Below are 19773 nucleotides of genomic sequence, written 5' to 3' on the forward strand. Positions count from 1 at the left end.
GCTAACCCCCGGTCATCGGTGGGAAAAATGCGACCTCGCGCGCACCAGACAGCGCAGTATCCAAAGGCACCAAATCTTGGTCCACGGCAGCACGGATCGCACTCATGTCAGAAAACGCCACGGCATAACGATCTTCGCGGGCGGACAGCTCCGCCACTAGATCCGCCACCGTAGCGGCTTCGGTTTCGACCGTTTCCCGGGGCAGGCCAATCCGCTCCCGGAGCCATGCGAAATAGAGCACTTCGATTTTCATGCGTCCCTCAAAAATGGCAATGCTTTACGAAAGTAGTCAAACCCTGTGATCGCGGTTAACGCCGCAGCGACCCACAGCAGAACCGTGCCTGCGTACCACGTCACGCTGGCGGCTTGGGCGTTCCAGATCAGCCCCAATTCATCGCTGATCTCACCGGCAAAAATGGCCTGAACCATCGCGGGGTCCATGCCAACCGTGCGTTCCAACACGTTGTGCTTAAACACGCCGGTCGCGAACAAAACCGCAAGCGCTACCATCTGAGCGGTGGTTTTCCACTTGGCCAAGTTCGTGACCTTGAGCGTGCCAGCCGTGTCACCCAAAAACTCCCGCAAGCCAGACACAAAAACCTCCCGAAAGAGGATCAGCGTCGCGGGGAGCAAAATCCAAGGGTTCATCCCGGAAAAACCCGTAATGACGCACAACGCGATCACGACCATAGCCTTGTCAGCTATGGGGTCCAGCATCGCGCCAAACTTGCTTTCTTGCTGCCATTTGCGGGCCAAGTAGCCATCTGCCCAGTCCGTCACAGCAGCCGTGATAAACAGGATCAACGCGAACCAATCCGCCCACGGCCGATTGAAATACAGGAACATCACCGCCACACCCGGCGCCGCAAGAAGACGCAAGAGCGTCAGGATATTGGGGATATTCAATGTCATGCGCACACCTTTAGCGTGTCAGCCACGATCATGGAAGAAGTCATGGATGGTTTCTGCCAAGGCACCCGAAATCCCATCGACCGCCTTTAGGTCGGCAAGGCCTGCACGCGCTACAGCCTTTGCGCTGCCAAAGTGCGCAAGCAGCGCCTTTTTGCGGCCTGGGCCTACGCCGGGCACCTCATCCAAGGGGTTGGCCATGACCGATTTGGCGCGCTTCGCCCGGTGCGTTCCGATCGCGAAACGGTGTGCTTCGTCGCGCAGACGTTGCACGAAATACAGCACGGGATCATTGTGCCGCAGCGCAAAAGGCGATGACCCGGGCCGATAGAATTCTTCCTTGCCGGCATCCCGGTCGACACCTTTGGCGACCCCGATAAAGGGCACATCCGAGATTCCCAATTCGCCCATAATCTCTGCCACGGCACTGATCTGCCCCGCGCCGCCGTCAATAAGCAAAAGGTCCGGCCATGCTTCGCTTTGACGGTCGGGATCTTCCTTAAGCAGGCGTTTAAACCGACGGGTTAGCACTTCTTTCATCATACCGAAGTCATCACCCGGGGTCAGGTCATCCCCCTTGATATTAAACTTGCGGTACTGAGACTTAATGAAACCTTCCGTGCCGCTCACAATCATTCCACCCACGGCGTTGGTGCCCTGAATGTGTGAGTTATCGTACACTTCAATTCGCTGCGGAGGGGACTTCAGCCCGAACGCCTCCGCCAAGCCTTTCAGCAGCTTATCCTGCGTCGCGGCCTCACTCATTTTACGCACGAGACTTTCGCGCGCGTTGCGTGTGGCGCCCGAAACAAGTTCCAGCTTTTCTCCGCGCTGGGGCACAAGGATCTCAACCTTGCGGCCCAGCTTTTCCGCAAGCGCTTCGGTCATGAGGTCTTCGTCCTCAATCCCATGCGACAGGATCAGTTGACGTGCGGGGTCTTTGGTTGCGTAGAACTGCCCCAAAAACGCCTGCATAACCTCGGCTGGGGAAACATCCGCGCCGACCCGAGGGTAGAAGTCCTGATTGCCCCAGTTTTGATTGGCGCGAATAAAGAACACCTGAACACAGGCCTGCCCCCCCTCCATGTGCAGACCGATGATGTCCGCCTCAGAGACCCCGCGCGGGTTAATGCCCTGTACCGATTGTACGTTCGTGAGCGCCTTGATCCGGTCCCGCAAAGCTGCTGCGCGCTCAAACTCCATGTCATCACTGGCAGCCTGCATTTGAGTTGCGAGCGTTTCCTGAATTTCGGTTGAGTGCCCCGACAAAAACCGCGTCGCGTCCTCTACCGACTGGGCGTATTCCGCTTTGGAAATCAAACCGACACAGGGGCCCGAACACCGCTTGATTTGATACAACAGACACGGACGAGATCGCCCCTCAAACTGGGCATTGGTACAGTTGCGCAGCAAGAACACTTTTTGCAGCTGGTTAAGCGTGCGGTTTACTGCGCCCGCACTGGCGAAAGGTCCGAAATAGGCGCCCTTCTCGGTCTTTTTGCCCCGATGCTTTTTGATCTGTGCAAAGTCGTGCGACTGACTGACCAGAATGTTCGGAAAGCTTTTGTCGTCCCGCAGCAGAACGTTGTAGCGCGGCTTGAGTTGTTTGATCAGGTTCTGCTCAAGCAACAGCGCCTCAGTTTCGGTCCGCGTCGTCAGAAACATCATCGACGTGGTTTCGCGGATCATCCGCGCAATCCGAGGTGAATGGCCCGAGGGCTTGGCATAATTGGCAACGCGCCGCTTTAGGTTGCGCGCCTTGCCGACATACAACACCCGAGATTCTGCGTCCAACATCCGGTACACACCGGGGCTGCCGTCCAGCATTTTGACCTGCTCGGCAATGTAGCTGTGCCCTGTGATTGCCTCGACTTCACTCACCACGCGATTCCCTTTTGGCTGCAATGTTGCTGCCCCTCCTGCAAGTCATAACCTATCCACTGAAATTGTGGAAAACCTTGGGGGCAAAAAAAACATCGGTCTGAAAACATGCAGATTTTTCACTGTTCCGTTACATTGCTTAAAAATTAGGCGCGTCTATAAGTATTTGAAATCATATGTTATTATCTTATGAATTTAACCATATCCAAAGGCGCTTCACACTTCATTCACATTTCTTACTTGGCTATCGGCCCGGTGGACAAGACTGCTGCAGAAGCATGATTTTCGGCAAATATTAAGCATTTAGGCTGCTTTGCAGGCCACTTTTAAGGTTTCACTCGACACGAACAGACATCAGCTGGCCGGTCACCGCAGGCGCCTGTGAAAAATAGCGCACAGCCGCTGCAACCTCGCTAAAATTCGCAAAGCCTTCCCCAGGAAATCGCTGGTCTGAGGCATGGGCCGCAAACTGGTACTGTCCGGGCCGCTGCGGGCCAAGACCGATCGCATTCACACGAATATCAGGTGCCAAATCCAGAGCCGCCGTTTTGGTAAACGCCTTTAACCCCGCCGCGGCAATCGAATGGGTCATGAAGTCTGGCGCACAATCGCTGACCCTTTGATCGATGATGTTCAGGATGAGATTCTGCGCAAATGGCTCACCATTCTGTGCACGCATGCCTTTGGGCGCCTGTTGTGCAAAACGCTGCGCAAGCCGCAGAGGTGCCCAAAGAGCCGCATCCATGCTTTGGTCCCATTCTCCGCGGGATAGAGTCATGAGTGCGTCAGGTGACAAAGGCGCGGTATTGTTGATCAGGCAGGTCAAAGGACCGCCTAGTTCGTCAGCCGCGCCCGATACGAGCGCATCAAGCTGCGCAGCATCCTGCATATCGGCTTCCATTGCGACGGCTTTACGACCGTTCGCGCGCACCTGCTCAGCCAAGTTCACAGTGGACGCAACGTCCTGAAGCGCGAGATCAAAACCTAGGTCCGCAAGAGCCAAGGCCATTGCCGCACCCAAAGGCGACGCGGCACCTGTCACAAGGGCTGCATTTCCGATCATAGCGGGCCTCCTAGATCAGAACGAAGACGAGATAAACGCCGTAGATCGCAGTCAGGCCAATGCCCCAGATCCGCGTAATATCCTGACGCATGAAGACGAACGGGATCATGATCAACGATGCAGCCAACATCACCCATAGGTCGAACCGCAAGAACTCGGGCGGAACAGGAATTGGCCCGACAAGCGTTGCGATGCCTGTGATCGCGAGCAAGTTGAACATGTTGGAGCCGATCACATTCCCAAGTGCTACGTCCGCGTGACGGCGCAGCGCAGCCATGACGGTTGTCGCAAGCTCCGGCAAAGAGGTGCCAATCGCCACAAGCGTCAGGCCAATCACAGTATCGCTAACGTTGTAGGCTTCTGCGATTGTGACAGAGCTTTTGACCAAAAGGTCCGCGCCAACCGGCAGACCGATCAGCCCAAGCACCAAATAGACAGCAATGCGCCAGCCGGGAAGGTTAGCATCCGCGCCTTCCACTTCTTCCTCCTCGGCCTCTTTCCCCGCAGCGCGGTGTGCCAGCGCCTCGCGAAAGGATCGGCCAAGAATAATGAACAGCGCCGCTAGTAAGATTAGCCCGTGTATCCACGTCAGTGCCCCTGTGAAACACAACCCGATGAACAAAACCGTTGAGGCAATCATGATCAGGTAGTCACGCCGGGAATTGCACATAGACGTGTGCATCGTTGCCAATATCGCCGGCACGCCCAGCACCATCAAAACGTTGGCCGTGTTTGAGCCCACAACATTGCCCAGCGCGAGGCCCGGCACATCCTCAAGCACGGAGTCGATAGCGATGAGAAGCTCCGGCGCTGATGTCCCGAAGGCGACCACGGTCAGACTAACAATCAATGCGGGCAAACCAAGCCGCAGGCTAAGGTTTACTGCGCCTTTGACCAGCGTATCGCCCGCGATCAATAGAATGACGAGGCCTAGCCCCGCCGTCAAAAACTCGACCGTCACACGCTCATCCCTTCTTGCCCCGGGTGTCGCAGGGACAGGGTGTTTTACCAACCAAAGGAGCACCGCAAGATTTGCAACGCCCGCGTCCCAGCACCTTTGGGGAAATTTTGCCGATACCGGGCACGCGCAAACGCCCGAACATGGCCAAAACGACCATGCCAACCAGAAAGAAAGTGACGATTTTTACAAGCACAGCTCAGAGCCCATACCGCGCCCAAAGCGCGCGATCCTCAACAGCCCCAACAACGGCATCAAGGCTCGCCAATCCGAGGCGCTGCGCAAGTGAACGACGCTGACCGTAATTCGCAAACTTCACTTTTTCACCGTAGGTTGACTGCATCTTGTCCTCTAGATGGCCGATCCCATCGACCAATCCGACATCTACGGCTTTTTGGCCGACCCAGATTTCTCCAGTAAAAAGGTCTTTGTCCGAACTCAACTTGTCGCCGCGGCGGGCTGTGACGTGGTCAATGAAGCTTTGATGGATTTGCGACTGCAGGGATTTAAGCCGCTCAATATCTTCGGCACGTTCAGGACGAAACGGATCCAGCATAGATTTGTCTTTGCCGGCAGTGTGCACGCGCCGTTCAATCCCCTGACGCGTCATCAGCTCATGGAAACCAAAGGACGATGAGATCACCCCGATGCTGCCCACGACAGAGCTGTCATCAATCGTGATGTCGTCTGCCGCACATGCAAGCCAGTATCCCCCCGACGCTGCGACGTCCTCGACAAAGGCATGAACCGGAAGTTTGTGTTTCGTTGCAAGGCGGCGAATATGCGCGCCGATCAGTGCGCTCTGTACAGGCGATCCGCCCGGTGAGTTAATGATCAAAGCAACGGCTTTGGGTTTGCCTTTGCGAAAAGCCCGATCAAGCATAAGCGCCAGGCCCGCATGGTTGAGCCCGCCACGCGCGCCGGATGCAATAATTCCTTGCAGGCGAACAACAGCGACCACGGGATCGGATTTTAGGAAGGGCACCCATTTTTTCATAAAATTTCATGTAGAGTGCCGAAGTAGGGGCAACAAGGTGCAGTTGCTCCGCATGACATAATTGTTGCCATGCCGGGACACTTTTTTAGCTTTAACACCCAGAAAACAGCGCTATCGCACGATGAATTCAGCATGCAGAGCACCGGCGGCCTTAATCGACTTAAGGATGTCGATCATGTCGCGCGGTGATACCCCCAGAGCGTTCAAGCCCGAGATCACCTCAGATAGGTTCACGCCCCCTTCGACCAGCGCCAAGCCTGGCCCTTCTTCCTCTCCAATGGCGACTTGCGTGCGCGGTACAACCATTGTCTCGCCCTCAGAAAAAGGGTTTGGCTGCACGACTGTGGGCGTCTCTTGTATCCTGAGTGTTAAGTTACCTTGGCTAACCGCGACTTGACTGATCCGAACATCACGACCCATCACGATTGTTCCGGAGGCCTGATCGACAATCACGCGTGCCCTTTGCTCAGGTGCGACGCGGACATTTTCAACGACGCTGAGAGCATGGGCCGGAGAGGCCAACTGTGTTGCATCAATGTCCAACAGAACAGTGCCGGCATCGAGCATTTGCGCCACGGGGCGGTTAAACTCACCGTTGATGGCGGCCTCGATCCGCGCGGCCGTCGTGAAATCCGGTGACCGTAGCGCGAGACGCAACTGGCTCATCTGGCTGAAATCGAAATCAACCTCTCGCTCCACGCGGGCACCAGCGGGGATAACACCCGCCGTGGGCACACCCTGTACAACGCTACCCGCCTCACCGGTCGCTGACACGCCACCTGCAATGATCGTGCCTTGAGAAACCGCATAGATTTCACCGTCTGCTGCCGTTAGCGGCGTCATCACTAGCGTACCACCCAATAGGCTTTTGGCATCACCGATGGCAGAGACCGTCACATCGACGCGCCCCCCGGAGCGGGCAAAGGCAGGCAGGCTTGCGGTTACGATAACCGCCGCGACATTCTTGGGGCGAAACTGCTCTCCGGTGACGTTGACGCCCAGCCGTTCGAGAATGCCGGACATGATTTCCTCAGTGAAGGGCGCGTTCCGTAGGCCGTCGCCTGTCCCGTTGAGGCCTACCACCAAACCGTAGCCCACTAAATCGTTGCCCCGAACGCCGTCAAACTCAACCAAATCCTTGATCCGAATTGAGTTCGCCAAGGCGGCCCCGGCAAAGCAAATTAACATCGTGAGGGCTAGGAAAATGCGTGTCATCTCAGGAAATCCGTCAAGCTGAGGCGCGAGAGACGCGCGGTAATTGTGTAAAGGCTTTCAAGGCGGGTTGTGGCGTCTTCAAGCGCAGTGGCTGTCTCAAACGGGTCGGCCGATAAAAGGTCTGATCGACTTATTTGCAGGGCTGACAACTGGGCATTGGCTCGCGTTTCAGCAATTTCGATCGCCTCTTCGGTTTGGCCGAGTTCTCCGCGCAGGTAGGTAATCTGCGTCGCACCTTCCAGCAGCTCATCGGTTGCATTTTTCATCACCATTTCCGCATCTGCGGGACCGTTTGGCAGACTCAGGTCATTCAGCAAGGCCACCTTAACGGCGGCTGCCAGCGCATCACGAATTTCGGGCCGATCTGCAGTGATATTCAGAGCGATCATATCCCTATCACCCACAAGGAACCCAGCAGATGGTGCGGCGGTTCCATTGTAGGCCGTCGTGGTAAAATCCGCGCCATCTGCGAACCACGCATCCACCACATTGATCACGTCCTGCGCGGTTGTCTGCGCCTGGGCCAATGGGCGGATCGCATTGAGCATCTGATCCGCATCGATCACAGGCGCGGTGTCTGTGGCTTGCCCCGCAAAGAGGAAACGCCCAGCCACAGATGTATTCAGCGCCGACACCATCGCATCGAGCGTATTCCGTCCGGTCGTTGCCATCGTGCCTGCGTTAGACTGAAGGCCCGAAGCCGAAACAGCCAGAAGGCTGCTCGAGAGCCCCTCTACCTCTTGTTGAAATAGGCCAAGGCTACCTTGCATAGTCTCGGTCGTGACACGCGCTTCGTTCGCGGCGCGCACATAGGTCTGCGCGAGGGAGATGCCGCGCTCTAGCCCTGACAGAAGGGAAAAATCGTTGCCGACAGCCTTAGACACGTCCGCTTTCAATCCTGTCGAAAGCTCGGCCGAGAGCGTCGTGATCTGTTGTTTTGTCTCAACATTTTGACGTCTTAGAAAGAGCGTCTGAGACATATCTCCAATAGACGTAAGCGCCATGATTATAACCTCGTCAATGTGTCGAGCATTTCACTAATGGTCTCGATAATCCGGGCGTTAGCGGCATATGCCTGCTCAATCACCAGCAGTTGCTGCATCTCGGTATCTGTATCGACACCGTTTCTAAGTTCTTCGGTGCGTAGGGTCTGATTAAGGCTGGCCGCAAAGCTTTCGCGGGTTTCTTGGTCTGCCAATTCGACACTGGTCATCGACAAGAGGTCTGATGTCAGAACCGCTGCCGAGCGTAATGCGCCCGTGAACCCACCCGACACTGTGACGCGTCCTTCGGTGAGGGCGTTTGCCAAACGTTGCAGTTGGGTTGCGTCACCCACGGGCCCCTGAACGGCGGCCCCCAAACCGTCACGCAAGAGAGAGATATCACCGCCCTGGGCCGGATCGGTCAAAGGCGTGAAAGCGATGCGAGCGGCAATTCCCAATTCGAGAAGTGGATCGAAGTTTCCGCCACTGTCGGTAAAGAGCCCGGCGTCGCCCGTGGCCAATGTTGGGTCGGTGGATGCAGATTGGAACCGCTCGATGAAATCACGCGCAACGGCATCGATCTGACCCTGAGCGGCGGGCGCAATTTCGTCACGCACTTCGAACAGGGCAGCCAAGCGACCGCCGCCAACTAAGCTGCGATCCGCAAGTGCGTCCACATCGCGACCGTTAACTGTAAGTTGTGAAAGTGCCCCGGCACCCACGCTAAGGTCTGGGGTGATCATCGCACGCGGAGAAAAGCCAAACTCCGCCACGTTGCTGCCATCCAGAAGCGCGAGACCACCTGCGGTATAAAGCGCAAGCTGACCCCGCCCACGGTCAACCTCCGTGAGCGGGATCTCTTGCGCGATTTGATCAATGACCTGTTGGCGTTGATCCTGGAGCGAGGCCGTTTCCCGACCTTGCCCCGTCATTTGGATGATCTCTTTATTGATATCAGCCACCTGCTCTAGCGCGGCGTTCAACCGCGTAACTGTCAGGTCAATTTGAGTATCGGCGTTTTGCCGTGTCTCACCTATCTGAGCGGAGACCGTGTTGATCTTTGTCGCCAGCCTTTGCCCCTCATTAACGATTTCCGTCAATGCTGCCGGGCTTTCAGGGCGTGACGCGGCATCAACCAACGCGGTTTCAAACCGCACCACAGAGGCCCCAAGACTGTTTGGATCCTGAGGCTGGCCAATTGCACCAGCCAGACCCCGATGGAAATCCGCCCGTGCAGACGTCGCCTGATATTCTGCATCAGACGACCTGCGTTGTGCGAGCAGGATAGGATCAGTACTGCGTGTCACACTGACCGCGCGCACGCCCCCTCCGTTTTGCTGGCTCGTCACTTCAAGACTGCGCACAGCATAACCGGGGGTCGAGGCATTCGCGATATTCGAGGACACGATCTCGGCACGTCTGGCCGTCACATTCAGTCCTGAAATCGCTGTGGATAGAGAAGAGGAAAGGCTCATTCTGCGCCTCCCTATATGAGGTTCAGTTTATTACCGTTTGATGTTGGTGGTTTCTTGCAACATCTCATCAACCGTCTGGATGACCTTCGCGTTCGACGAATAGGCCCTTTGGGTCTGGATCAACTGCGTGAGTTCGGCGGCCACATCAGTGGCGCTTTCCTCCCGGGTAAAGCCGGCCATATCACCGGTTGGGCCCTCACCTGCATCCCAAAGGAACAACGATCCAGATTCGGGTGAGACTTCGAACGTCTGGTTATTTTGTGAAATCAGACCATTCATGTTGGGCACATCGGCCACAGGGATCTGATAGATCGTTTTGGTAAAACCGATGTCATAGATCGCTTGCAGATAACCGTTCGCGTCGACTTCGACAGAACTCAGGTTACCGACTGGGCTGCCGTTTTTATTGACGGACACGGGCGCAAAGACATCAGACAGCTGCGTCATGCCGCTGGTGTCATTGTAGCGACCGATATCGAGTTGCATGGTACCGCCGCCCGCGACGTTGACCGCAATTTCGCCCGTAGCTGGGTCGTAATCGCCCGTCCCACCAGCCGCAGGGCCAGTCAGTGAGTTATCGATCACACCGGAAATCGCACCACCACCGGACTGAGAACTATCAAAGGTCACAGTAAAATCACCAACCGTGGCCGCGTTCTGCGCCTGATCTTTGATCACGATGCGCCATTCATTGGACGCCGCCCCACTGGCCGGAACAGTTGGGGTCATCTCAAGGCTAAGGTTTTGGGACGTCCCTAGATTGTCGAAATACTCAACCGGGAAATCAAGTGTATCCCCGCTTTCACCTGCCTGCGTCGCCGTAGCGGGCAGGTTCAGCGCAAGGTTAACCTTGGTCGTTGGATCGCCCGCAAACTGGTTAAGGTTCACGCGCACAGGTTCCAGCCCCTCGGCTGTGGTCCGCGCGAAATCTGGGATGGTTCCATCAGGTTGGGCGGGCCAACCCATCAAAACAAGGCCCGTATCCGTGCGCAGAATACCCGAACTATCGGGTCGAAACGAACCCGTCGTCGTTAAGCGAAGCGGAAATGAGCCACTGTCACTATCGACAGCCGTGAGTGTCGTCACCGGCAACATACCACGACCTGCAATCGCAAGGTCAGTCGGATTGTCAGAGTTCACCAGCGTGCCCTGTTCATCCACCATTCTAAAGGTGGTCACACGCACACCCCCGGCAGAATAACTGCCTCGGGTCTGGTCGATCACCATTGATGAAAAATCGGCAACGGCGCGTTTGTACCCGTATGTGCCAGAGTTCGCGATATTGTCGGAAATAGTTGCCAACCGGCTTGCGTTAACATTCAAGCCAGCAACACCTGCATTGAGCGAGGAAGAAATGGTCATGGCTGCGCCTTTCTGCTGCAGAATCTCTTTCGGTCTGCGGCAGGTATGCGTCAGTGGTGCTTAAGGAGGCCCTAACATTTCAAATATGATCTAGTTTTGTTCTCCGCGCCTCAGGGGCGACCGGGCGCGGCCAAGACTTGTGCACATTGCGCCGGAAGATCCGCCATCATCAATTCGCGGCGGGGCGGAGCGGGCTTGGCGTTTGGATCAGGCGGCGGCGGGTTCACTATATCCTGAACCCACTTTTCCGCATCCGCGCAGCCATTGCCGGGCGGGGGTGGTGCTTGATCTATACACGCAGCCGCCCCGCGCGGACACTTGAGCCGCACATGCATATGGTAGTGATGCCCCCACCAAGGCCGAACCTTGCGCAGCCATGCCTTGCTGCCGGTTTCATCATTGCACATCTGCACTTTCGCGCCCGGAAAGATAAAGATCCGCGCCACGCGCCGATCTTTGGCAGCCGCCTTGACCAATTCATGATGAGCCTTGGTCCAGCGGTCATTCACATAAGCCCCATTGGCGCGGCGCATTGAAATGGCACTCAAGTCCTCACGCGCGCGGCGACTTAGGTCCATGCGCGTCGCTGGGTATAGCCAAATATCAGCGTCGAGCCCGGTTTGATGGCTGCGATGCCCGGTTAGCATCGGCCCACCCCGCGGTTGGCTCAGATCGCCGACATAGATGCCCGCCCAGCCATTGCGCTGCGCCGCACGGCTAAGATCTTGGACAAAATCAACGGTATCGGGCGTGGCCCAGTTGCGGTTGCGGCTCAGGCGCATTGCCTGCCACGTGGGTCCTGTTTCGGGCAGTTGCACCAAGCCCGCCGCACAGCCTTTGGCATAGCTGCCGATGGGCGCGGCACGCTGATCAGAACCGACATCCATGGCACCGAACTGCGCCTTGGCCAGAGGCTCAGCCGCTACAGGGGCGGCCATCGTAACACCTGCCAAAATCGCAAAAACAAACGTGCGGATCATTCAAACTCTCCGTCCGGTTTCACCCACGACATCAATACCAACCCTAGCACGAACAACCCTATCACAGGTGCGACGCCAATGCGCTGGCTTTCGCTGAACAGCGTCACCACGCCAATTAGGATGGGCGCTAAAAACGCCGTCGCTTTGCCTGCCAAGGCATACAGGCCAAAAGCCTCTGTCATACGTTCGGGATCAGCTTGGCGGACCAGCATCGTCCGCGACGCGGCCTGCAAACAGCCCCCTGCCGCCCCAATGGTCGCGCCAAGCACATAAAAGAATTTATCAGGCAATGTGCTGCCTTCAGCCAGCGAAATGCCAAAAATGGCCTCCCGCGAGGTGCCCACAATGCAAATCGAGACAACCAGCAGCGTGACGATACACACCAAGATCACCGGTTTGGGGCCAAAACGACTGTCGGCGCGCCCCCCGATCCAGGCAAATATCGCCCCCGTCGTCGCCGCCAAAATCCCGAATACACCGATGTCGATCACGGACCAGCCCAACACGCCGCCTGCGAATATTCCGCCGGATGTATACATCCCCGCCAAGGCGTCTCGGTAGAACATCGATGACAGCAAGTAACTGGCAAAGCTGCGCCGGTCAGGCAGGCGACGCAGCGTGCCCCACAACCCGCTCAACGCGGCACGGACTGGGACAACGGCAGCATTTGTCAGAGGGCGTACTTCACGGACGAACATAAAAAACGGGATCATGAACACCACGTACCAAAGCGCAGTAAATGGCCCGACAAACCGCGTGCCCTCGCGGGTTGCGGGATCAAGACCAAAGGCAGGTGCCGTACCCAACAGCGTCACGCCTGCCTCGTTCTCGGCCAAGAAAAGCAACATCAAGACAAGCGCGACAACTCCCCCCACATAGCCCATTGCCCAGCCCGAACCAGAGATCTTGCCGATCTCGGCCCTATCCCCGAGCGTGGGCAGCATTGCGTTGGTGAAGATCGTCGCGAACTCCATACCGATCAGGCCGAGGCAAAAGAGCAACAGGATAAATGTCACATCATCCATGCCCGGCACCGCCAACCACAACGCCGCAGAGCCCAGCACATACAGCCCGGAAAACAGCCATATCCACGGCATTTTGCGTCCCGATGTGTCGGCAAATGCCCCCAAGATCGGCGCCAAAACCGCGATCACAAAACCCGAGGCACCTATCGCAAATCCCCACATGGATTGCGCCTGAACAGGGTCATCCATCACCGCTGACGCGAAATAGGGCCCGAAGATAAAGGTCAGAAGCAGGGTGTTGTAGGGCTGGCTGGCCCAGTCGAACATCATCCACCCAAAGACGCGCTTTTTCAGTCCGCTATCGCTCATGCTGCCCCACCTATTTTTCAGCACGAAACAGCCGGGGCCACACAAAGGCAAGCAAAAGCGCGTGGAAGGCCTACATTTCCGGCGGCCAGGGACGCAAATCCTCTGCCTTGATCCACGTCTGAACCCATTCGGGCAAAGGCGGATTGGGGATATCACCGCCCAAAGCGTCTGCAACACGCGCGGGCCCCACGATACCCGCCGCATCCGTCACCGCCATGCGGAGCACAATATGGGAGCAACACATATCGCCCCGCCACATGCTTTGTTCGACATACGTAAACCGATGGTCGAACCCCAACGAACGGGATCGCATCTCAACCCGATCAAACATCCGCACCCTCTTGCGGTAGCGTACAACTGCACCGGCCACCGAAATGCCCCAGCCCTTTTGCTTGGCCACTGCAAGCAACCCAATGCGGCGCGCCATCACCAGCCGCCCCAAGTCATACAGCGTCAAAGTGCGGCCGTTGTTCAGCTCAACCCACAGATCAATATCCCACGGCCAACAGATGTGGTGTGAGATGTGGGTGCCAAAGGTCGGCAGCGCAGGCGCGTTGCGGTGGACCCAGAATTCTTTGATCATACGGACGACAGGATACATCCGCACAAAACGCAGCACAGATGCTCAAACGTCAACACTGTCCAAACGTCACACCTATCAGCAGCCAACTGCTTGCACCGCCGATGCCCGCGCCTTACCTACGAAGTAAGTGAAAAAAGGAACCGCCCATGCAATCGCTGTTTGAGATTTTGTTGATGCTGATCGGTGTGGCCAAGATGATCATCATCATCCACATCATCATGTCGTGGCTCATCACTTTTCAGGTTCTGAACCTGCGCCAACCTCTTGTTGCGTCCATTTGGGATGGCCTCAACCGTTTGCTTGAGCCCGTTTATGGCCGCATCCGCAGCTTTCTGCCGCAAATGAACGGGCTGGACCTTGCGCCGCTGGTTGCGATCTTAGGCATCTTTGCCCTTGAAACGATCCTGCGCAACAATGCTGGGGCCTTCATGTAAGGCGGGGACGACAGTCTCTGGGGTGCAATCCGCGCAGGCATGATGCGCCCCATCACGATCCAATTTCGCACCCAAAAGGAGCGCCGCCACCAGCAGCGCGATCTTGGCGTTTTGCCACCCGGTCTGTGTCATTTGGCATGCCTCCTACGTCAGAGCGCTACTGTGCCCAAAAGACCGCCCTTCAGGCAACTCACGCCTGTGTGACATCACACGTCCGTGAAGTCTTGGCGGCGCGTTTTTGCCTGATATGGTGCCGGTTGGAGGGCCAAAAATGACAGACAATGTATCGACACACGAAGCCGAGGAAGACCGGCGCAACGCGGACATCCTGATCTGGGTGAATGGCGCCCTAACGCACCGTGCCGAGGCTACCGTTTCGGTCTACGATTCGGGTTTTATGCTGGGCGACGGCGTCTGGGAGGGGTTGCGGCTTTATCACGGGCGCTGGACCTTTCTTGAGGAACATATCGACCGCTTGTTTGAGGCCGCAAAGGCCATCGACCTCGATATCGGGATGACGCCAGCACAGGTCATCGCGGCCCTAGAGGAAACCCGCACCGCAAACGACATGCAAACTGATGCCCATGCGCGTCTAATGGTGACACGCGGTGTCAAACGCCTGCCGTTTCAACACCCCCGCCTGTCGACCAAAGGGCCGACGATGGTCATCATTATGGAGCATTCGAAGCCCAAGCTGCCCCGGCCCATCCGGCTTGCAACAGTGCCGCATCTGCGCGGGTTGCCCATGACGCAGGACCCTAAACTGAACTCGCATTCCAAGCTGAACTGTATTCTTGCTTGCATCGCCGCCGAAAAAGCAGGCGCGGATGAAGCCCTAATGCTCGACGTGCATGGGTTTGTGAACACCACCAACGCTTGCAACTTTTTCATCGTCCGCAAGGGGGCCGTTTGGACCTCGACCGGGGATTACTGCATGAACGGGATCACACGCCAAAAGGTGATCGACCTGTGCCATGCCAACGATATCCCCTGTTATGAGCGGAACTTTTCGCTGGTCGATACCTACGGCGCAGATGAGGCATTCCTAACGGGCACGTTTGGCGCGCAAACTCCGGTCAGTGAGATTGACGGCCGCACGATCGGCAGCGGCGAAATGGGTCCTGTCACCACGCGCCTGCGGGGGCTGTACAAAGACCTCGTAGGCGCATGAAATCCGCACTCGCCCTGCTGCAAGGTGCGTGGCTTTATGCGACACGCCCACGGTTGCAGGAGCCTACCGGCCCGCGCGAGGGCACCTTGGGTCACGGCCCGGACCTGCGCCTATTGATCCTTGGCGATAGTGCCGCAGCGGGCGTGGGCGTCGCGACCCAAGGCGACGCGCTGGCAGGCCACCTGCCCCGAAGCCTCGCACAGGACCGCACCGTCGATTGGCGGCTCGCCGCGCGTTGTGGGGCGACGACCGCCTCAACGCTAAAGCGGTTGCAGGCGCTACCTGCCGAGCCCTTCGATGTTGTCCTCATGGCGGTCGGCATCAATGATGCGAAAAACGGTGTGGCCAAGAACACCTATCGGAACAACTATCGTACCATCATCGAGACGCTGCGCACGCGACATTCTGCAGGCATAATCCTCTGCACGGCTTTGCCGCCTGTGCTTAGCTTTCCGACGGTGCCCGAGCCGCTTCGCTCAATCATGGGCACGCGTGCTTCGGAATTTGATATCGCATTGCAGGAACTTTGCATCGAAATGGGCACGGATTATCTTCCCCACGATGCCCCGCCCGACCCCAAAATGTTGGCCGCCGACGGGCTGCACCCCGGCGCGCCCTACTACCGGCTCTGGGCGGACGCTGCCGCCACACAAATCAAAAAGGCTCTCACTCCATGAAAATTGCTGCTTGGTCCGGTCCCCGGAACCTGTCTACCGCTATGCTATATGCTTTTGGCAGTCGCGCCGATTGTGCCGCGTGGGATGAGCCGTTCTATGCGCCCTACCTCACGCACACTGGCACGGACCACCCCATGACGGCTGATATCCAACACAGCCACGAGACCGACCCAAGCGCCATCGCACAGGCCTGCGCTGGCGCAGTGCCACTGGGCCGCGCGCATTGGTATATGAAGCACATGCCGCACCATATGCTGCCGGGGTTTGATATGAGCTGGGCCGAGCAGGCCGTGAATATCCACCTCATTCGCCACCCTGCCCGTGTCATCGCAAGCTACGCCGCCAAACGTGATAGCCTTACGCTAGAGGACATCGGATTTGCTCAGCAAGCCACTGTCTATGACAGACTAGAGGGGCCAGTAATCGACAGCGAAACGATACGGGCCAATCCCCGCGCCGCGCTTCAGGCGCTTTGCGCCGAAATCGGCCTGCCGTGGGATGATGCGATGTTGAAATGGCCCGTCGGGCCTAAGCCATTTGATGGCGTTTGGGCGGCGCATTGGTACGGTGCGGTGCACCGATCAACTGGGTTTGCTGAAGCTGAAGGGCCCCTGCCCACCGTCGCGGCGCAGCACCGCGCCATCCTAGACGCGGCCCTGCCGTTTTATGAAGCTATGAAGGCGCGGGCGATTACCGTTACCGCGCCTTAAACCACTAGCCCTTAACGCGTTTATTGCGGTTCGCGACCAGCTTTAGACGCAGCGCATTGAGGTGGATAAAGCCCGCAGCATCCGCCTGATCATAGGCGCCTGCGTCTTCTTCAAACGTCACGTGCGCCTCGGAATACAGTGAGTGATCCGACCAACGCGCCACAGTCATAGCACTGCCTTTATAGAGCTTCAGCTTAACCGTTCCGGTCACGTGCTCTTGGGATTTATCAATCAATGCCTGCAACATCTCACGCTCTGGCGAGTACCAGAAGCCGTTGTAAATCAGCTCAGCGTAACGCGGCATGATGCTGTCTTTGAGATGGCCTGCGCCGCTATCAAGCGTGATCTGCTCAATACCGCGGTGCGCTTCCAGCAGGATCGTGCCGCCGGGGGTTTCGTAGATGCCGCGCGACTTCATGCCGACAAAGCGGTTCTCAACCAGATCAAGACGGCCAATCCCGTGCTTGCCACCCAATTCGTTCAGCTTGGTCAGGACAGTCGCAGGGGACATTGCGACCCCGTTGATCGCAACCGCGTCGCCTTTTTCAAACGCGATCTCAACGAATTCCGGCGTATCAGGCGCCTGCTCTGGCGAAACAGTGCGCTGGTATACGTACTCGGGCGCCTCGCCTGCGGGGTCTTCCAGCACCTTGCCCTCGGACGAGGTGTGCAAAAGGTTCGCATCCACCGAGAATGGGGCTTCGCCGCGTTTATCCTTAGCGATTGGAATTTGGTTCTTCTCAGCGAAATCAATCAGCTTAGTGCGCGAGGATAGGTCCCACTCACGCCAAGGTGCGATCACTTTGATATCGGGGTTCAACGCATAGGCCGCCAGTTCAAACCGAACCTGATCGTTGCCCTTGCCCGTCGCGCCGTGGGACACTGCATCAGCGCCCTCAGCTGCGGCAATCTCGACCAACCGCTTGGAGATCAACGGACGGGCGATGGACGTACCCAACAGGTACAGGCCTTCGTACAAAGCATTCGCCCGGAACATCGGGAAAACGAAATCACGAACGAATTCTTCACGCAGATCTTCGATGTAGATTGAGCTTGCGCCCATCAGCTCGGCTTTGGCGCGTGCAGGCTCCAGCTCTTCTCCTTGGCCCAGATCAGCGGTGAAGGTCACCACTTCGCATCCGTACTCCGTCTGCAACCACTTGAGAATAATCGACGTATCCAGACCGCCAGAGTAGGCAAGGACGACTTTCTTCGGCGCGGACATAGCGCTCTCCTCATGTGGTTTTGTTCCAGCGCGGGGCCTATCGCGATTCCGGGACAGGGGCAAGGCGACGTTGACGCACGCCCTCGCCCCCCCTAGCACTGTGGATAACGTACCACCGACGCAATCCCGAGGGCCTTTTGACCGATTTCTCATCCAAAGCTGAGGCCACAACCCGCGCCCTGCGCAGTGTTTTTGACCCAACACCCCTTCAACGGAACGCTTACCTGTCGGACAAATACGGCGCGGATATCTGGCTCAAGCGCGAAGATCTCAGTCCGGTGCGCAGCTACAAAATTCGGGGCGCCTTCAATGCGATGCGCAAACAGACGGGTCAATCCCACTTTGCCTGCGCCTCAGCGGGAAACCATGCGCAAGGTGTGGCCTACATGTGTCGTGAGATGGGCGTTGAAGGCACGATTTTTATGCCCGTCACCACACCGGGGCAAAAGATCGACAAAACCCGTGCCTTCGGTGGAAAGCACGTCACCATTCGCCTTGTGGGTGACTTTTTCGACGACACGCTGGCCGCCGCACAAGCCTATTGCGCAGAAACCGGGGCACATTTTTTGTCCCCTTTCGACGATGCGGATGTGATTGAAGGCCAAGCCTCTGTCGCGGTTGAGATTTTGGCCGGCCTCGACACCACGCCGGACATGGTAATCCTGCCCGTTGGGGGCGGTGGATTGTCGGCTGGTGTCACTGCCTACATGACAGAACAAGCACCCCAAACCACGCTCATTTATGTAGAACCAGAGGGTGGGGCCAGTTTGACCGCCGCGTTGCAGGCGGGCCACCCCGTCGCATTGCCGCGGGTGGACACATTTGTAGATGGTGCCGCAGTCGCGCAGATCGGCGCGCGAACGTTCGACGTGTTGCGTGATGTCCCCTCTGACCATGTTCTGCGCGCGCCCGAGAACCGGATTTGTGTGACCATCGGCGAAATGCTGAATGTCGAAGGCATGGTCCTAGAACCTGCAGGTGCCCTGTCCCTCGATGTTTTGGACGAACTGGCCCCCAAAATTGCGGGAAAAACGATCGTCTGCGTCACATCCGGCGGAAACTTTGACTTTGAACGCCTACCCGAGGTCAAAGAGCGCGCCATGCGCCACGAGGGCCGCAAAAAGTACTTTGTTCTTCGGATGCCGCAGCGCCCCGGAGCACTGAAGGATTTTCTCGGAATTTTGGGCCCAAGTGATGACATTTCGCGGTTTGAATACCTCAAGAAATCCGCGCGAAACTTCGGCTCCGTCCTGATTGGCATCGAAGCCGCCGCGCCCGAAGATTTTGCACGCCTGTCAGAACGCATGGATGCCTTGGGATTTGAGCATCGCGATATCACTAACGACACGGTTTTGTCTGAGTTCTTAATCTAGGCTCACGCAGCCCTAATACCTTCATGTTCCCGCAGTTCTTTGGCCGAGGCTTCGTAACACGCCGATATCGCCGCGATATCCGCATTCAAATGGCCAACACCTGCTTTTTCCTCAACGGCTGCGCACATTTCAGCCAGCTTAAGAAAGCCGATGTTCAACGCTGAACTTCGAAGGAAATGCATATCCTCGCTCAAAGCGGCTTTGGAGCTCCCGTCCATGACCTCTTGCAGTTTTTCGGCCACCTCTTCGAGAAACATCTCAATAACTGTCGCCAGATCCTCAGCCCCAATCTCATCTCGTAGTTCTGCCACCCGATCCCAATCGATCATAGGAAATCCAATCTTTTGGTCCGCTGCATTAGGTATAAATAACGCCCCTCAATGAAAAAATCTCTAATAGTGCCAAAAAATATACATCGAATTTTAGTCTTTACGGGTCGTTAG

At 57.0% G+C, this 19773-nt stretch carries 20 protein-coding genes; 5 read left to right on the forward strand and 15 right to left on the reverse strand.

Features of this window, described 5'->3' with window-relative positions:
* Nucleotide 1 precedes the first annotated feature (1 nt).
* From moaD to THS5294_RS04920, 13 genes are all read right to left on the reverse strand, one after another.
* Complete coding sequence (moaD, locus tag THS5294_RS04855) at nt 2–247, reverse strand: molybdopterin converting factor subunit 1 (protein ID WP_038006014.1); 246 nt, start codon at nt 245–247, stop codon at nt 2–4.
* A 2-nt stretch (nt 248–249) separates the two neighbouring features.
* On the reverse strand, nt 250–912 hold the full coding sequence (gene pgsA, locus THS5294_RS04860) for a CDP-diacylglycerol--glycerol-3-phosphate 3-phosphatidyltransferase (protein WP_058122847.1): 663 nt from the start codon (nt 910–912) through the stop codon (nt 250–252).
* Between the two features lie 18 nt (nt 913–930).
* A complete protein-coding gene (uvrC, locus tag THS5294_RS04865; RefSeq protein WP_212733581.1) occupies nt 931–2736 on the reverse strand; it encodes an excinuclease ABC subunit UvrC in 1806 nt (601 codons plus the stop codon).
* 388 nt (nt 2737–3124) lie between these two features.
* Nucleotides 3125–3853 carry an SDR family oxidoreductase gene (locus tag THS5294_RS04870; protein ID WP_058122849.1) on the reverse strand — a complete coding sequence of 243 codons (729 nt, stop codon included), beginning with the start codon at nt 3851–3853 and terminating at the stop codon, nt 3125–3127.
* A gap of 10 nt (nt 3854–3863) precedes the next feature.
* On the reverse strand, nt 3864–4814 hold the full coding sequence (locus THS5294_RS04875; protein WP_058122850.1) for a calcium/sodium antiporter: 951 nt from the start codon (nt 4812–4814) through the stop codon (nt 3864–3866).
* A gap of 196 nt (nt 4815–5010) precedes the next feature.
* Nucleotides 5011–5808 carry a S49 family peptidase gene (locus tag THS5294_RS04885; RefSeq protein WP_058122852.1) on the reverse strand — a complete coding sequence of 266 codons (798 nt, stop codon included), beginning with the start codon at nt 5806–5808 and terminating at the stop codon, nt 5011–5013.
* Between the two features lie 111 nt (nt 5809–5919).
* Nucleotides 5920–7023 (reverse strand): flagellar basal body P-ring protein FlgI, encoded by a 1104-nt coding sequence (locus THS5294_RS04890; protein ID WP_058122853.1) that lies wholly within the window; start codon nt 7021–7023, stop codon nt 5920–5922.
* Complete coding sequence (locus tag THS5294_RS04895; protein WP_058122854.1) at nt 7020–8027, reverse strand: flagellin; 1008 nt, start codon at nt 8025–8027, stop codon at nt 7020–7022. Before THS5294_RS04895 ends, THS5294_RS04890 begins: the two co-directional genes overlap by 4 nt.
* A 2-nt stretch (nt 8028–8029) precedes the next feature.
* Nucleotides 8030–9481, reverse strand: a complete 1452-nt coding sequence (gene flgK, locus THS5294_RS04900) for a flagellar hook-associated protein FlgK (RefSeq protein ID WP_058122855.1) — start codon at nt 9479–9481, stop codon at nt 8030–8032.
* 30 nt (nt 9482–9511) lie between these two features.
* Nucleotides 9512–10843 (reverse strand): flagellar hook protein FlgE, encoded by a 1332-nt coding sequence (locus THS5294_RS04905; RefSeq protein ID WP_170863227.1) that lies wholly within the window; start codon nt 10841–10843, stop codon nt 9512–9514.
* Between the two features lie 110 nt (nt 10844–10953).
* On the reverse strand, nt 10954–11823 hold the full coding sequence (gene mepA / locus THS5294_RS04910) for a penicillin-insensitive murein endopeptidase (RefSeq protein WP_058122857.1): 870 nt from the start codon (nt 11821–11823) through the stop codon (nt 10954–10956).
* Entirely contained in the window at nt 11820–13157 is a 1338-nt protein-coding gene (locus THS5294_RS04915) for an MFS transporter (RefSeq protein WP_058122858.1), read from the reverse strand. Before THS5294_RS04915 ends, mepA begins: the two co-directional genes overlap by 4 nt.
* A 70-nt stretch (nt 13158–13227) precedes the next feature.
* Nucleotides 13228–13758 carry an acyl-CoA thioesterase gene (locus tag THS5294_RS04920; protein WP_058122859.1) on the reverse strand — a complete coding sequence of 177 codons (531 nt, stop codon included), beginning with the start codon at nt 13756–13758 and terminating at the stop codon, nt 13228–13230.
* A 128-nt stretch (nt 13759–13886) separates the two neighbouring features.
* Here THS5294_RS04920 and THS5294_RS04925 point away from each other — a divergent pair, with 128 nt between their 5' ends.
* The 4 genes from THS5294_RS04925 (at nt 13887) to THS5294_RS04940 (ending at nt 16732) form a co-directional block, all read left to right on the forward strand.
* A complete protein-coding gene (locus THS5294_RS04925; RefSeq protein ID WP_038005728.1) occupies nt 13887–14174 on the forward strand; it encodes a YggT family protein in 288 nt (95 codons plus the stop codon).
* Between the two features lie 271 nt (nt 14175–14445).
* The gene (locus THS5294_RS04930; protein ID WP_058122860.1) at nt 14446–15345 is read left to right on the forward strand and encodes a D-amino acid aminotransferase; all 900 of its coding nucleotides are present in this window, start codon (nt 14446–14448) and stop codon (nt 15343–15345) included.
* Nucleotides 15342–16022, forward strand: a complete 681-nt coding sequence (locus THS5294_RS04935; protein ID WP_058122861.1) for an SGNH/GDSL hydrolase family protein — start codon at nt 15342–15344, stop codon at nt 16020–16022. Before THS5294_RS04930 ends, THS5294_RS04935 begins: the two co-directional genes overlap by 4 nt.
* The gene (locus tag THS5294_RS04940) at nt 16019–16732 is read left to right on the forward strand and encodes a sulfotransferase-like domain-containing protein (protein ID WP_058122862.1); all 714 of its coding nucleotides are present in this window, start codon (nt 16019–16021) and stop codon (nt 16730–16732) included. The genes THS5294_RS04935 and THS5294_RS04940 overlap by 4 nt, the downstream gene beginning before the upstream one ends.
* Nucleotides 16733–16736: 4 nt before the next feature.
* Here the strand turns inward: THS5294_RS04940 and THS5294_RS04945 are convergent, their stop codons facing one another.
* The gene (locus THS5294_RS04945; RefSeq protein WP_038005724.1) at nt 16737–17957 is read right to left on the reverse strand and encodes an argininosuccinate synthase; all 1221 of its coding nucleotides are present in this window, start codon (nt 17955–17957) and stop codon (nt 16737–16739) included.
* Between the two features lie 137 nt (nt 17958–18094).
* On the opposite strand from THS5294_RS04945, the gene ilvA reads away from it, so the two are divergent.
* Complete coding sequence (gene ilvA, locus THS5294_RS04950) at nt 18095–19330, forward strand: threonine ammonia-lyase IlvA (RefSeq protein ID WP_058122863.1); 1236 nt, start codon at nt 18095–18097, stop codon at nt 19328–19330.
* A 2-nt stretch (nt 19331–19332) separates the two neighbouring features.
* Here ilvA and THS5294_RS04955 read toward each other — a convergent pair whose 3' ends face one another.
* On the reverse strand, nt 19333–19659 hold the full coding sequence (locus tag THS5294_RS04955; protein WP_058122864.1) for an Hpt domain-containing protein: 327 nt from the start codon (nt 19657–19659) through the stop codon (nt 19333–19335).
* Nucleotides 19660–19773: the final 114 nt, after the last annotated feature.

Source organism: Thalassobacter stenotrophicus, from assembly GCF_001458315.1.
Lineage (GTDB): Bacteria > Pseudomonadota > Alphaproteobacteria > Rhodobacterales > Rhodobacteraceae > Thalassobacter > Thalassobacter stenotrophicus.

Excerpts from the sequence above, each read along its gene's own strand:
- pgsA (WP_058122847.1), bottom strand. The coding sequence starts at position 912 with ATGACATTGAATATCCCCAATATCCTGACGCTCTTGCGTCTTCTTGCG.
- uvrC (WP_212733581.1), bottom strand. The coding sequence starts at position 2,736 with ATGCTGGACGGCAGCCCCGGTGTGTACCGGATGTTGGACGCAGAATCT.
- THS5294_RS04870 (WP_058122849.1), bottom strand. The coding sequence starts at position 3,853 with ATGATCGGAAATGCAGCCCTTGTGACAGGTGCCGCGTCGCCTTTGGGT.
- THS5294_RS04885 (WP_058122852.1), bottom strand. The coding sequence starts at position 5,808 with ATGAAAAAATGGGTGCCCTTCCTAAAATCCGATCCCGTGGTCGCTGTT.
- THS5294_RS04890 (WP_058122853.1), bottom strand. The coding sequence starts at position 7,023 with ATGACACGCATTTTCCTAGCCCTCACGATGTTAATTTGCTTTGCCGGG.
- THS5294_RS04895 (WP_058122854.1), bottom strand. The coding sequence starts at position 8,027 with ATGGCGCTTACGTCTATTGGAGATATGTCTCAGACGCTCTTTCTAAGA.
- flgK (WP_058122855.1), bottom strand. The coding sequence starts at position 9,481 with ATGAGCCTTTCCTCTTCTCTATCCACAGCGATTTCAGGACTGAATGTG.
- THS5294_RS04905 (WP_170863227.1), bottom strand. The coding sequence starts at position 10,843 with ATGACCATTTCTTCCTCGCTCAATGCAGGTGTTGCTGGCTTGAATGTT.
- mepA (WP_058122857.1), bottom strand. The coding sequence starts at position 11,823 with ATGATCCGCACGTTTGTTTTTGCGATTTTGGCAGGTGTTACGATGGCC.
- THS5294_RS04915 (WP_058122858.1), bottom strand. The coding sequence starts at position 13,157 with ATGAGCGATAGCGGACTGAAAAAGCGCGTCTTTGGGTGGATGATGTTC.
- THS5294_RS04920 (WP_058122859.1), bottom strand. The coding sequence starts at position 13,758 with ATGTATCCTGTCGTCCGTATGATCAAAGAATTCTGGGTCCACCGCAAC.
- THS5294_RS04925 (WP_038005728.1), top strand. The coding sequence starts at position 13,887 with ATGCAATCGCTGTTTGAGATTTTGTTGATGCTGATCGGTGTGGCCAAG.
- THS5294_RS04930 (WP_058122860.1), top strand. The coding sequence starts at position 14,446 with ATGACAGACAATGTATCGACACACGAAGCCGAGGAAGACCGGCGCAAC.
- THS5294_RS04935 (WP_058122861.1), top strand. The coding sequence starts at position 15,342 with ATGAAATCCGCACTCGCCCTGCTGCAAGGTGCGTGGCTTTATGCGACA.
- THS5294_RS04940 (WP_058122862.1), top strand. The coding sequence starts at position 16,019 with ATGAAAATTGCTGCTTGGTCCGGTCCCCGGAACCTGTCTACCGCTATG.
- THS5294_RS04945 (WP_038005724.1), bottom strand. The coding sequence starts at position 17,957 with ATGTCCGCGCCGAAGAAAGTCGTCCTTGCCTACTCTGGCGGTCTGGAT.
- THS5294_RS04955 (WP_058122864.1), bottom strand. The coding sequence starts at position 19,659 with ATGATCGATTGGGATCGGGTGGCAGAACTACGAGATGAGATTGGGGCT.